Origin of the sequence: Pseudomonas sp. CFBP 8772 (genome assembly GCF_014841665.1) — a bacterium.
Lineage (GTDB): Bacteria > Pseudomonadota > Gammaproteobacteria > Pseudomonadales > Pseudomonadaceae > Aquipseudomonas > Aquipseudomonas graminis_B.
In genome coordinates, this window is sequence record NZ_JACYUI010000006.1 from 90,888 (window position 1) to 104,010 (window position 13,123).

General features: G+C 57.6%; 12 protein-coding genes and 2 tRNA genes. All 14 read right to left on the minus strand.

Features of this window, described 5'->3' with window-relative positions; genetic code table 11:
* Positions 1-41 precede the first annotated feature (41 nt).
* Entirely contained in the window at positions 42-311 is a 270-nt protein-coding gene (gene rpsO / locus IFT99_RS14030) for a 30S ribosomal protein S15 (protein WP_037015114.1), read from the minus strand.
* 151 nt (positions 312-462) lie between these two features.
* A complete protein-coding gene (truB, locus tag IFT99_RS14035; RefSeq protein ID WP_065987599.1) occupies positions 463-1,380 on the minus strand; it encodes a tRNA pseudouridine(55) synthase TruB in 918 nt (305 codons plus the stop codon).
* A gap of 3 nt (positions 1,381-1,383) precedes the next feature.
* Positions 1,384-1,785: a 30S ribosome-binding factor RbfA gene (gene rbfA, locus IFT99_RS14040; protein ID WP_065987600.1), complete on the minus strand. Its 402-nt coding sequence runs from the start codon at positions 1,783-1,785 to the stop codon at positions 1,384-1,386.
* A gap of 160 nt (positions 1,786-1,945) precedes the next feature.
* Entirely contained in the window at positions 1,946-4,471 is a 2,526-nt protein-coding gene (gene infB, locus IFT99_RS14045; protein WP_192132951.1) for a translation initiation factor IF-2, read from the minus strand.
* Positions 4,472-4,498: 27 nt separating this feature from the next.
* Entirely contained in the window at positions 4,499-5,980 is a 1,482-nt protein-coding gene (gene nusA / locus IFT99_RS14050; protein WP_065987602.1) for a transcription termination factor NusA, read from the minus strand.
* A gap of 59 nt (positions 5,981-6,039) precedes the next feature.
* Positions 6,040-6,498 carry a ribosome maturation factor RimP gene (rimP, locus tag IFT99_RS14055; RefSeq protein ID WP_065987699.1) on the minus strand — a complete coding sequence of 153 codons (459 nt, stop codon included), beginning with the start codon at positions 6,496-6,498 and terminating at the stop codon, positions 6,040-6,042.
* Between the two features lie 127 nt (positions 6,499-6,625).
* A tRNA-Met gene (locus tag IFT99_RS14060) sits at positions 6,626-6,702 on the minus strand.
* A gap of 97 nt (positions 6,703-6,799) precedes the next feature.
* A tRNA-Leu gene (locus tag IFT99_RS14065) sits at positions 6,800-6,885 on the minus strand.
* 44 nt (positions 6,886-6,929) lie between these two features.
* On the minus strand, positions 6,930-7,313 hold the full coding sequence (gene secG / locus IFT99_RS14070; protein WP_122535425.1) for a preprotein translocase subunit SecG: 384 nt from the start codon (positions 7,311-7,313) through the stop codon (positions 6,930-6,932).
* Positions 7,314-7,317: 4 nt separating this feature from the next.
* A complete protein-coding gene (gene tpiA / locus IFT99_RS14075) occupies positions 7,318-8,073 on the minus strand; it encodes a triose-phosphate isomerase (RefSeq protein WP_192132953.1) in 756 nt (251 codons plus the stop codon).
* A 66-nt stretch (positions 8,074-8,139) separates the two neighbouring features.
* Positions 8,140-9,483, minus strand: a complete 1,344-nt coding sequence (gene glmM / locus IFT99_RS14080; RefSeq protein ID WP_192132954.1) for a phosphoglucosamine mutase — start codon at positions 9,481-9,483, stop codon at positions 8,140-8,142.
* A gap of 16 nt (positions 9,484-9,499) precedes the next feature.
* A complete protein-coding gene (gene folP / locus IFT99_RS14085; RefSeq protein ID WP_192132955.1) occupies positions 9,500-10,351 on the minus strand; it encodes a dihydropteroate synthase in 852 nt (283 codons plus the stop codon).
* Positions 10,352-10,359: 8 nt separating this feature from the next.
* Positions 10,360-12,270 (minus strand): ATP-dependent zinc metalloprotease FtsH, encoded by a 1,911-nt coding sequence (ftsH, locus tag IFT99_RS14090; RefSeq protein ID WP_065987606.1) that lies wholly within the window; start codon positions 12,268-12,270, stop codon positions 10,360-10,362.
* Between the two features lie 189 nt (positions 12,271-12,459).
* On the minus strand, positions 12,460-13,110 hold the full coding sequence (gene rlmE / locus IFT99_RS14095) for a 23S rRNA (uridine(2552)-2'-O)-methyltransferase RlmE (RefSeq protein ID WP_192132956.1): 651 nt from the start codon (positions 13,108-13,110) through the stop codon (positions 12,460-12,462).
* Positions 13,111-13,123 lie beyond the last annotated feature (13 nt).

Sequence of the window (13,123 nt, forward strand, 5' to 3'; positions counted from 1 at the left end):
AGCGGAACATGACGACCAACCAACCTCTATCCGAGTCGTTATTAGCGACGCAGACCCAGACGACCGATCAGGGCGCTGTAACGGCTAACGTCCTTACCTTTCAGGTAATCCAGCAGCTTGCGACGCTGGTTTACCATACGGATCAGACCACGACGGGAGTGGTGATCCTTGCCGTTGGCCTTGAAGTGGCCTTGCAGTTTGTTGATGTTGGCGGTCAGCAGTGCAACTTGCACTTCTGGCGAACCAGTATCACCAACAGCTTGCTGGTAGTCGGTTACGATCTGAGCTTTATCTTCAACGCTGAGTGCCATGTGGGCATTCCTTTTATCAAGAAACCGCTCCTGAGAGACGGTTTCAACAGGCCGAGAGCTGACTCTCGTATTTAAATGTGAGGAGTGACCATGCCTGTTAACAGCCACCCTCGTACCGCCGTGCCAGGAAACCCTGCCGCGACGGGTCCGGTCACTCTGACCGAATCAGTCGACGCGGCGCAATGCGCCCGTCTTCACTCACTTCACCGATCCCGATGAAGCGTCCTTCATGATCCTGCACCCGCACCATGCCAAACTTCGGCGCGTCGGGGGCTCTCACCGGCTGGCCATGCAGCCAGTAGAACGAACTGTGCTCGGAGAACTGCAGCAGCGGCCAATCCAGCAATCCGCTGTCCGATGGCATCAGGAAGCGATCAACCGCTTCGTTACCGCCTTCGGCATGCACGGCTTCCAGCTCTTCCAGCGTTACCGTCTGGGCCAGCGTGAAAGGACCGGCCTGGGTGCGACGCAACTGGGCGACGTAAGCACCGCAGCCCAGCTTTTCACCGATATCTTCCACGAGGGTACGAATATAGGTGCCTTTGGTGCAGTCGACAGCCAAACGAGCGGTCTCACCTTCACACGCCAATAATTCCAGGCGCGCAATAGTAACAGAACGCGGTTCGCGCTCCACCACTTCCCCTGCTCGGGCCAGCTTGTATAACGGCTGACCGTCCCGCTTGAGGGCGGAGTACATCGGCGGTATCTGACTGATATCCCCGCGAAATGCCGGAAGCACCGCCTCGATATCCGAGCGACCAACGGTCACAGGCCGCGTCTGCAGCACCTCACCCTCGGCGTCGGCCGTGGTGGTGGTCTTGCCGAGCTGCATCAGGGTTTCATAACCCTTGTCGGAATCGAGCAGGTACTGGGAAAACTTGGTGGCTTCACCGAAGCACAGCGGCAGAACGCCGGTTGCCAGCGGATCGAGACTGCCCGTATGGCCGGCTTTTTCGGCGTTGAGCAACCAGCGCACTTTCTGCAGCGCGGCGTTGGACGTGAAGCCCAGCGGCTTGTCGAGCAGGATGATCCCGCTGACGTTACGGCGAATACGCTTGACCTGAGCCACGCCTTATTCCTCCGGACCGTCTTGCTTGGGTGCGGTTTGGTGCTGACCATCTTCAGCCACCGCACGCTCGATCAATGCCGACAAATGCGCGCCACGGGCAACGCTTTCGTCGTAATGGAAATGCAGTTGCGGAACGCTGCGCAGCTTCATCTCACGGGCCAGCTGCATACGCAGGAACCCTGCAGCAGCATTGAGCACCTTGATCGACTGCGCGATTTCTTCGGCGCTGTCCTGCCCCATCACGGTCATGAAGATTTTGGCGTGGCCGACATCACGGCTGACGTCGACGGCGGTGATGGTGACCAACCCCACGCGGGGGTCTTTGATTTCACGACGGATCAGCTGTGCCAGCTCACGCTGCATCTGATCGCCGATACGTTGGGTACGGCTGTATTCTTTTGCCATGTCTTGTTACCTGTCACTGCTGACCCATGGCAAAAGCCATGTGGTCTGAAAGCGGCAAACGCCCGGCCTGGCGAGAGCCGGACCGGGCGTTGCGTTTAGAGTCCATGACCGGCGCCTGGCATTTTCATGCGACGCAGCCATGACTCCTGAAGCTCGCGATTTAGAGGCTGCGAGCCACTTGGACCTTCTCGAAGACTTCGATCTTGTCACCGACCTTGACGTCGTTGTAGCTCTTGACGCCAATACCGCACTCCATGCCGGCACGTACTTCGGAAGCGTCATCCTTGAAGCGACGCAGGGATTCCAGCTCGCCTTCGAAGATAACGATGTCTTCACGCAGTACACGGATTGGACGGTTACGGAAGACAACGCCTTCGATGACCATGCAACCTGCGATCGCGCCGAATTTCGGCGAGCGGAACACGTCGCGGACTTCAGCGATACCCAGGATGTTCTCCCGAACGTCACTGCCAAGCATACCGGTGAGGGCTTTCTTGACGTCTTCGATGATGTCGTAGATGACGTTGTAGTAACGCATGTCCAGACCTTCCTGCTCGACGATCTTGCGCGCGCCAGCATCGGCACGCACGTTGAAGCCGAACAGTACAGCGTTGGAGGCCAGTGCCAGGTTGGCGTCGCTTTCGGTGATACCACCGACGCCGCCGCCCACTACGCGCACTTGCACTTCATCGTTACCCAGGCCATTCAATGCACCCTGCAACGCTTCCAGAGAACCGCGGACATCGGATTTGAGGACGATGTTGAGCGTCTTCTTCTCTTCCTGACCCATGTTCTCGAAGATGTTTTCCAGCTTGCCGGCGTGAGCACGGGCCAGCTTGACTTCGCGGAACTTGCCTTGACGGAACAGAGCCACTTCACGGGCTTTCTTCTCGTCGGCAACAACGCTCATCTCGTCGCCAGCGTCCGGCGTACCGTCCAGGCCGAGAATCTCGACAGGGATCGATGGACCGGCTTCTTTGATTGGCTTGCCGTTCTCGTCGAGCATTGCCCGAACGCGACCGTAGTTGGAGCCAACCAGAACCATGTCGCCTTGACGCAACGTACCGTCCTGAACCAGAACAGTCGCAACCGGGCCGCGGCCCTTGTCCAGACGCGATTCAACGACAACACCACGACCCGGAGCCGACGGCGTTGCCATCAATTCCAGAACTTCGGCCTGCAGCAGAACGGCTTCAAGCAGCTCGTCAACGCCCGTACCCATCTTCGCGGAGACCGAGACGAAAGGCGTCTCGCCACCCCACTCTTCGGACGTTACGCCGTGAACGGACAGTTCACTGCGGATACGGTCCAGGTCGGCGCCCGGCTTGTCGATCTTGTTCACGGCAACAACCAGCGGAACACCGGCAGCCTTGGCGTGTTGCACGGCTTCGATGGTCTGCGGCATTACGCCGTCGTCGGCAGCGACAACCAGAATCACGATGTCGGTTGCCTTGGCACCACGGGCACGCATTGCGGTAAACGCAGCGTGACCCGGGGTATCGAGGAACGTCACCATGCCACGTTCGGTTTCTACGTGGTACGCACCGATGTGCTGGGTGATACCACCGGCTTCGCCAGCAGCAACCTTGGCGCGACGGATGTAATCGAGCAGCGAGGTCTTACCGTGGTCAACGTGACCCATGACCGTTACAACCGGCGCACGGGAGAACGTCTCACCTTCGAACTTCAGGGACTCGGCCAGGGAATCTTCCAGCGCGGTGTCGCTGACCAGGGTCACTTTGTGGCCCAGTTCTTCAGCGACCAGCTGGGCAGTTTCCTGATCCAGAACCTGGTTGATGGTGGCCGGAGTACCCAGCTTGAACATGAACTTGATGATCTCGGCCGCTTTGACCGACATCTGCTGAGCAAGATCGCCCACGCTGATGGTCTCGCCGATCTTCACTTCACGAACGACAGGGCCGGTAGGGCTCTGGAAACCGTGCGCGTTGCGCTTCTTCAGCTTGGCCTTGCCGCGACCGCCGCGACGGAAGCCATCGCTTTCTTCGTCGGTAGTACGAGGAGCAACGCGTGGCGTTGGCGCCTTTTCCTTGACCGATGCGCGATGCGGGGCGTTCTTGCGATCGCCGTCACCACCGCCGCCGCTGCGACGATTGTTATCGTCGTTGCGTGGTTTGTCAGGGCGACGCGGTTCGTCTTTCTTGCGATCGGCAGTAGGCGCAGGTGCCGCAGCCGGAGTTTCCCGGGCTGGCTCGGCAGCTTGCGGTGCCGGTGCCGGCGCTGCAACAGCCTCGGCAGCCGGGGCACCAGACGAAGGCTGACGGCGCGCTTCTTCTTCAGCACGCTGACGGGATTCTTCTTCAGCCTTTTGGCGAGCGGCATTCTCTACCGCACGACGTTCGTCCAGCTCGCGCTTGCGTTCGGCTTCGATTTCTTCCGGGCTGCGCTGAACGAAAACTTTCTTTTTGCGTACTTCAACGCTGATGCTTTTGCTGCCAGCAACGCGCAGGGTACTGGTGGTCTTGCGCTGCAAAGTGATCTTGCGCGGCTCTTCCACCTTGGCCTTGTGACCGCTTTTCAGGTGCGTCAACAGGGCTTGCTTTTCGATATCGGTCACAACTTGTTCGGCGGCGTTGTGCGGCAAACCTGCCTCACGCATCTGCTGTAACAGGCGCTCTACCGGTGTGTCGACCGTTTTGGCCAGTTCTTTCACCGTGACTTGCGTCATGCACTTCTCTCCTCAGGCCGCATCTACTTACTCGAACCAATGGGCTCGGGCGGCCATGATCAACTTGCCGGCACGATCATCGTCAATGCCGTCGATGTCGAGCAGATCGTCAATAGACTGCTCGGCCAGGTCTTCGCGGGTAATTACGCCGCGCACCGCCAGTTCCATCGCCAAATCCTTGTCCATACCCTCAAGCGAGAGCAGGTCTTCGGCCGGATGGGCGTCTGCCAGCTTTTCCTCAGTAGCGATGGCTTTAGTCAACAAACGATCCTTGGCACGAGCGCGAAGCTCGTTGACGGTATCTTCGTCAAAGCCGTCGATGTTGAGCATTTCTTCCAACGGTACGTAGGCAATCTCTTCCAGGCTGGTGAAGCCTTCGTCTACCAGAACCTGAGCGAGATCCTCATCGACTTCCAGCTCGTCGATAAAGTTGCGCAGGATGTCACCGGTTTCCGCTTGCTGCTTGGCCTGGATGTCCGATTCGGTCATCACGTTAAGGGTCCAGCCAGTCAACTGACTGGCCAACCGCACGTTCTGGCCACCGCGGCCAATCGCCTGGGCGAGGTTATCTGCGCCTACAGCGATGTCCATGGCGTGGGCATCTTCATCAACGATGATCGCTGCCACTTCGGCAGGCGACATGGCGTTGATGACGAACTGCGCCGGGTTATCGTCCCAAAGCACGATATCCACACGCTCGCCGCCCAACTCGCCGGAAACAGCCTGCACGCGCGAACCACGCATGCCGATGCACGCGCCCTGCGGGTCAATGCGTTTGTCCTTGGAGCGAACTGCGATCTTTGCACGCGATCCAGGATCACGAGAGGCAGCCATCACCTCGATGAGCCCTTCAGCGATTTCCGGAACTTCAATCCGGAACAGCTCGATCAGCATTTCCGGCGCAGTACGCGACAGAATCAACTGAGGGCCGCGGTTCTCGGTGCGGATTTCTTTGAGCAATGCTCGGACGCGGACACCTACGCGGAAAGTTTCCCGCGAAATGATGTCTTCACGCGCCAGCAGAGCTTCGGCATTGTTGCCAAGGTCGACGATGACATTGTCACGTGTAACTTTTTTAACAGTGCCGGAAATGATTTCGCCCAGACGCTCACGGTAGGCGTCCACGACTTGAGCTCGCTCGGCTTCGCGAACTTTCTGCACGATGACTTGCTTGGCAGTCTGCGCAGCGATGCGGCCGAACTCGATGGAATCGATCTTCTCTTCTACTACATCGCCAACGTTGGCACCGGGGTGCGTCAGCGCAACTTTGCTCGGCCACGTTTCGATCGCCGGATCGTCGAGATCGTCTTCTTCGACCACCGTCCAACGACGGAATGTCTCATAGGCGCCTGTTTGACGATTGATCTCGACACGCAGATCTACTTCATCTTCAAAACGCTTCTTGGTGGCCGTAGCCAGCGCTATCTCAAGCGCTTCAAAAATCACATCGGCCGGTACGCCTTTTTCATTGGATACCGATTCAACAACCAGCAGTACTTCTTTGCTCATCGTACGCCTCGCCTTTCGCAAGCCATTGGATCCGCGGGATCCGCTGTATCTGGCACGTCTTAGTCAAACGTGGGAATAATGTTGGCTTTGTCGATCAGATCGATCGGCAACAGAAACTCGTGATCTTCAACCTGGACCACGACGTCCTGCTCCTCCACCCCGCGGAGAAGGCCTTGAAAGTTGCGTCGACCTTCAAACGGTGAACGCAGCTTTATCTTCACTTGTGCCCCGGCAAACTCCGCAAACTGCTCAATGGTAAACAGTGGGCGTTCCATGCCTGGAGAGGAAACTTCGAGCGTGTATTCGGAGCTGATTGGATCTTCTACATCCAGAATACCGCTGATCTGACGGCTGACGATCGCGCAATCGTCCACCAGCACGCCGCCTTCTTTATCGATATAGACGCGCAACATCGAGTGACGCCCTTGAGACGAAAACTCGATACCCCAGCATTCATAGCCTAGGGCCACGACCACCGGGGCCAGCAAGGCCTGCAACTCTTCTAGCTTGCTCGACACCTGAACCCCCTCGTGCATGCTGCAAATAAAAAATGGGCAAAAGCCCAATCATGAAAACGCCGGCGAAAAGCGGCGTCATAAAGTGTCCAGCTAACAAAAAGCCCCTGAAAAGGGGCTCCGCTAAAACTGGTTGCGGGGGCTGGATTTGAACCAACGACCTTCGGGTTATGAGCCCGACGAGCTACCAGACTGCTCCACCCCGCGACAAAGCTGGGGCGGAAGTATACGACCGATCCAAATTTGGGTCAATCCGACACATCCACCTACAAGAAAGCCCGCTACTGCGGGCTTTCTTGTTAATTGGTACCGAGAAGGGGACTCGAACCCCTACACCCTATGGGCACAACCACCTCAAGGTTGCGTGTCTACCAATTCCACCACCTCGGCATTACAACTCTTTTGCAGCCCCAAAAACAGCTGCGAATCCGGTATTACTTTTGCTCTGGAGTGACAGGAACATCAGCAGGCACTGCAGCTGGTTTCTGTTGCCCCTCCAAAACCGGAACATCATCTGCTGCCGGCTTTTGCTTCACTTCCAGTACCGCTGGATTTGGCAAACCTACTTGAGTCAGCTGGTGAGCTTTCTCTTTAGCAAAGTAACCTAACCCTAAGCTGGTCATGAAGAAACAGGCGGCAAGTATAGCAGTAAGTTTACTGAGAAAGGTAGAGGAACCTTGTCCACCGAACACAGTATTTGATGCACCTGCTCCAAATGATGCGCCAGCGTCGGCACCTTTACCCTGCTGCAGCAAAACCAGAGCAACAACGCCCAGAGCACCCAGCAGATGAAGAACGACTACGACTGTTTCCAGCATTTTTTCAGTTTCCCGCGGCGCGAATGATCGCACCGAACTCATCTGCATTCAGGGAGGCGCCACCAATGAGGCCTCCATCGATATCCGGCATGCCGAACAGTTCGACCGCATTGGCCGCCTTCACGCTGCCGCCATATAGAAGACGCACACCTTGTGCGACTTCAGGATTCTCTTGTCTCAACTGCGCACGAATCGCTGCGTGCACTTCCTGCGCCTGTTCAGGCGAGGCAGTCAATCCGGTACCAATGGCCCAGACCGGCTCGTAAGCAATGACCGCATTAACGAAAGCACCGACGCCAAGTTCTTCGATGATGCTGCCCAGCTGCTGCCCGACAACCTCAAGCGTCTTGCCTGCTTCTCGCTCCTCGAGTGTCTCGCCGATGCAAAGTATCGGGATCAGACCTGCTGCCTGTGCAGCCTCGAACTTGCGGTTCAGGACCTCGTTACTTTCGCCCATTACCTGACGACGCTCCGAATGCCCTACGAGCACAAACTTGCAACCTGCATCCGCCAACTGGGTCGACGACACTTCGCCAGTCAACGCGCCCTGCCCTGCTTGATGGGCGCAGTTCTGCGCACCGACGGAGATCAACTGCCCTTCCAGGCAATCAACCACAAGACTCACGTGCAGGCTTGGCGGGAAGACCGCCACATCTACGCCACCCGGAAGGGCGAGATTTGCAAGACCCTCGATCAGCTCAGCGACGCTGGCGCGGGTACCGTGCATCTTCCAGTTACCAGCTACCATAGGGCGACGCATGCTGTACCTCGTCGGTCAAAGTGGGCGCAGATGTTACCCAACAGTTTCAACACTGGCAAGCCGAAATCAGGCGCAAACTTCAGCAACCAGTTTTGCCAGTTCATCGGCATACCCGCGAACCAGGATTTCGTCCTCGCCCTCGACCATTACACGCACCAGCGGCTCGGTACCAGACTTGCGCAGAAGCACACGCCCACGCCCGCCCATGGCGACGGTCACGCGGTCACAGGCTTCAATAACGGCGGGGTGCTTGACCGGATCAACGCCTCCTCCCTCAAACCGCACATTGATCAATACCTGAGGGCATTTCTTCAGGCCTTCGCGCGATTGCGCGAGGCTCTGTCCGGTACGCTTCATCGACAGCAGTACCTGTAATGCAGCGATGATTGCATCCCCCGTTGTGGTATGCCGGAAGCAGACGACATGGCCCGAGTTCTCGCCGCCCACTTGCCAATCGCGCTCCAGCAGCTCGGCGATGACATAGCGGTCGCCAACATTGGCTCGCACGAACGGAATATTGAGATCCGCAAGCGCCAGTTCCAGTCCGAGGTTGCTCATCAGCGTGCCCACGACACCGCCTTGCAACTGGCCGCGCTCCTGAAGGTCCCGCGCAATGATGTAAAGCAGCTCATCACCATCGACGATCGCGCCGGTATGGTCGACCATCAGCACACGGTCGCCGTCACCGTCGAAACCGATGCCCAGGTCAGCACCATGCTCGACAACGGCGGCCTGCAGCGCTCCCATGTGGGTGGAGCCGCAATTGTCATTGATGTTGAGCCCGTTGGGAGCCGCCGACAGCACAGTGACCTCGGCGCCAAGCTCTCGGAACACATTTGGCGCTACCTTGTACGTCGCACCATGGGCGCAATCGACAACGAGCTTCAACCCGTCGAAGTCAGTGCTGGTCGGAACGCTGCTTTTACAGAATTCGATGTAACGGCCAGCGGCGTCGTTGATACGGGACACCTTGCCGAGTTTCTCGGACTCCTCGACGGTCATCGGCGAGTCGAGCAACTCCTCGATCATCAGCTCGATTTCATCAGGCAGCTTGGTGCCCTGCCCGGAGAAGAATTTGATGCCGTTGTCGTAATGCGGATTATGTGACGCACTGATCACGATGCCCGCTTCGGCATGGAATGTACGCGTCAGATAGGCGATCGCAGGCGTCGGCATCGGACCCAGGAGCATCACGTCCGCACCCGCCGCAGATAAGCCGGCTTCGAGCGCCGACTCGAACATGTAGCCCGAAATACGGGTGTCCTTGCCCACCAGAATTCGGCATGCGCCCATTTTCCGGAATGCCATCCCTGCCGCCCAGCCAAGCTTGAGCATGAAATCAGGGGTAATCGGGAATTGACCTACACGACCGCGGATACCGTCGGTACCGAAATATTTCTTGGTGCTCATGGGTGCTCCAGATTTCTTATTTTGCTGACTGAACAGCAGCAATCATACGCACTACGTCGACCGTCTCCGGGACGTCGTGCACACGTAGGATTTTTGCGCCTTTGACCATCGCCATGGCGGCAAGCGCCAGGGCGCCGTGCAGACGCTGGTCAACAGGCTTGTCGAGAACCTTGCCGATCATGCTTTTGCGGGAGACACCGACCAACAGTGGACGGCCCAATGCATGAAGGGCTTCCATGTGTTTGAAGAGGCTCAAGTTATGCTCAAGGGTCTTGGCGAACCCGAATCCCGGATCAAGGATAATTCTCTCGGCAGGAATACCCGCTTCGACGCACTGCTCCATGCGCTCGCGCAAAAATGTACTGACCTCACCGACCAGATCAGTGTAGTGAGGGTCATTCTGCATGTCCGTCGGTTCGCCGCGCATGTGCATGAGGCAGACGGGTAAACCCGTTGCCGCAGCGGCGTCCAGCGCCCCGTCACGGCGAAGCGAGCGAACATCGTTGATGAGCCCTGCCCCCAGACGTGCAGTCTCGCGGATGACCGCCGGCGTGGAGGTGTCGACCGAAATAATCACATCGAGCTCGGCGCTGATGGCTTCAACGACAGGTGCCACGCGCTCCAGCTCTTCAACGGGAGAAACCGATCGCGCGCCGGGCCTTGTTGACTCACCCCCGACGTCGATCAAGGTCGCACCCGCCAGCATCATCGCTTCGGCATGACGCAACGCAAGGTCGCGCTGCGCAAAACGGCCGCCGTCCGAGAACGAATCAGGGGTGATATTGAGGATCCCCATCACGTGCGTGCGGGATAAATCAAGAACCCGGTTGCCGCAAGGCAACCGGGTCGGGTGAAGCGCAGAAGTCATGTCAGACCTTAGTGTTCAGCAGCAGGGCCGCCAATAGGCGATTCCGGACGCGGACCTACAGGTGCGATCGGGGTGCCGGAATCTCCGGAACCACCTTCCCAATCACGAGGCTCGCGCGGTGTGCGGCCTGCCATGATGTCATCGATCTGCTCGGCATCGATGGTTTCGTATTTCATCAACGCATCAGCCATCGCTTCCAGCTTGTCACGGTTGTCCGTGAGGATCTGTTTCGCGGTCCCGTAGCATTGATCAATGATGCTGCGCACTTCGGAGTCGATCAGACGAGCAGTGTCCCCGGAGAGACTGGCGTTCTGACCGCCACCGCCACGCCCCAGGTAACCGCCTTCTTCCTCGTCCGAATACATCAATGGACCAAGCTTCTCCGAGAGGCCCCATTTGGTGACCATGTTCCGAGCGATCTGGCTGGCCCGCATAATGTCGTTGGAAGCACCCGTGGTGACACCATCGAAGCCAAGCGTCATTTCTTCCGCGATTCGACCGCCGTACAGCGAGCAGATCTGACTGATCAGGGCACGCTTGGACAGACTGTAGCGGTCCTCCTCGGGCAGGAACATCGTCACACCTAACGCACGACCGCGCGGGATGATCGACACTTTGTAGACCGGATCATGCTCTGGCACGACGCGGCCAACAATCGCATGACCTGCCTCGTGATAAGCCGTATTGCGCTTCTCTTTGTCGGACATGACCATCGATTTGCGCTCAGCGCCCATCATGATCTTGTCTTTCGCCAATTCGAACTCTTTCATCTCGACGATGCGCTTACCGGTACGGGCAGCGAACAGCGATGCCTCGTTAACCAGGTTGGCCAGATCGGCACCGGAGAACCCCGGGGTACCACGAGCAATCACGCCTGGCTGAACATCGTCGCCCATTGGCACTTTGCGCATGTGTACTTTAAGAATCTGCTCACGACCGCGGATATCGGGCAGGCCAACCACTACCTGACGGTCGAAACGGCCTGGACGCAGCAGGGCAGGGTCGAGAACGTCTGGACGGTTGGTGGCAGCGATCACGATGATGCCGTCGTTCATCTCAAAGCCGTCCATCTCAACCAGTAACTGGTTGAGCGTCTGCTCACGCTCATCATGACCACCGCCCATGCCACCGCCACGATGGCGGCCTACGGCATCGATTTCGTCGATGAAGATGATGCAAGGCGCGTGTTTCTTGGCCTGTTCAAACATGTCACGAACACGGCTTGCACCCACGCCGACAAACATTTCGACAAAGTCGGAACCGGAGATCGTGAAAAACGGAACCTTGGCTTCACCCGCGATGGCCTTCGCGATCAGGGTTTTACCTGTACCTGGAGGACCCACCATGAGGACGCCGCGAGGGATGCGACCGCCGAGGCGCTGGAACTTGCCCGGGTCGCGCAGAAACTCGACGAGCTCGCCGACTTCCTCCTTGGCCTCATCACAGCCGGCGACATCAGCCAGCGTGGTTTTGACCTGATCCTCGGAGAGCAGACGCGCCTTGCTTTTACCAAAGCTCATCGGTCCGCCTTTGCCCCCCGCACCGCCCTGCATCTGACGCATGAAGAACATGAAGACAGCAATAATCACGAGGATAGGGAAGCTGGCGACAAGGAGCTGAGTCCAGATGCTTTGCTGCTCTGGCTGCTTGCCCTCGATCACAACGTTGTTGTCGACCAGGTCACCGATCAAACCGTTGTCCTGAATGGCAGGGCGAATGGTCTTGAAGGAGTCGCCATCGCTGCGCTTGCCGGTAATGACGTAACCGTCAACGGCAACCTTCTCGACTTTGCCGTCCTTCACCTGCTGGATGAATTCGGAATAGTTGAGGGTCTGTGGCTCGTTAGGACTGGAGAAGTTGTTCATCACGGTCACGAGAACCGCCGCGATAATCAACCACAGGATCAAATTCTTTGCCATATCGTTCAATTAGCTACCCTCTGAAGCAAGCTCCACGCTGGAGCGTGCCTCGCATGATATTTACCGGCCTAACGTACTACAGATCCTACAGGCGTGGCAGGCGGCGTCTGTAACCCTTTGTGAAACTTTGACTACGCGATGTTGGTTACGCTCCCTTGATTAAGCCATTTGAAAAAAGCTATCGCTTGATCAAAGGCGCTCATCGCTTGCCGATCCTTCTACGCCGCGAAAGCCGCGACCCAACAAGTACTGCTCCCTGGAACGGTCTCGCGACGACAAAGGCTTGCGCATCTGTACCTTGTCGAACAGCTTGCGGATGTCCTTGTGGTACACGTCAAACCCTTCACCCTGGAAGACTTTGATCAGGAAATCGCCACCTGGGCGCAGCACACGGCCGGCTAAATCAAGCGCCAACTCACAGAGGAACATTGCGCGGGGCATATCAACAGCGCTCAATCCACTCATATTGGGGGCCATGTCGGAAATCACAAGGTCTACCTGCGTATTACCGACAGCCTCGAGGATCTGCGCCAGTACCTCATCCTGGGTGAAATCCCCCTGAATGAAAGTCACGTCAGGGATGCTGTCCATTTCCAGGATGTCAGATGCAATCAGCCGACCTTGACCACCAATCAGACGACTGGTCACCTGCGACCAGCCGCCTGGCGCCGCGCCAAGGTCGATGACCGTCATGCCAGGACGAATGATCTTGTCCTTCTCCTGAATCTCCAGGAGCTTGTAACTGGCGCGGGAACGGTAGCCATCCCGCTGCGCCATTTTGACGTACTTGTCGTCGAAGTGTTCTTTAAGCCAGTTATGGCTGGTTTTGGAACGTGCCACGGAGCACCTCAAA

Excerpts from the sequence above, each read along its gene's own strand:
- ftsH (WP_065987606.1), bottom strand. The coding sequence starts at position 12,270 with ATGGCAAAGAATTTGATCCTGTGGTTGATTATCGCGGCGGTTCTCGTG.
- nusA (WP_065987602.1), bottom strand. The coding sequence starts at position 5,980 with ATGAGCAAAGAAGTACTGCTGGTTGTTGAATCGGTATCCAATGAAAAA.
- secG (WP_122535425.1), bottom strand. The coding sequence starts at position 7,313 with ATGCTGGAAACAGTCGTAGTCGTTCTTCATCTGCTGGGTGCTCTGGGC.
- tpiA (WP_192132953.1), bottom strand. The coding sequence starts at position 8,073 with ATGCGTCGCCCTATGGTAGCTGGTAACTGGAAGATGCACGGTACCCGC.
- infB (WP_192132951.1), bottom strand. The coding sequence starts at position 4,471 with ATGACGCAAGTCACGGTGAAAGAACTGGCCAAAACGGTCGACACACCG.
- folP (WP_192132955.1), bottom strand. The coding sequence starts at position 10,351 with ATGACTTCTGCGCTTCACCCGACCCGGTTGCCTTGCGGCAACCGGGTT.
- rbfA (WP_065987600.1), bottom strand. The coding sequence starts at position 1,785 with ATGGCAAAAGAATACAGCCGTACCCAACGTATCGGCGATCAGATGCAG.
- rpsO (WP_037015114.1), bottom strand. The coding sequence starts at position 311 with ATGGCACTCAGCGTTGAAGATAAAGCTCAGATCGTAACCGACTACCAG.
- glmM (WP_192132954.1), bottom strand. The coding sequence starts at position 9,483 with ATGAGCACCAAGAAATATTTCGGTACCGACGGTATCCGCGGTCGTGTA.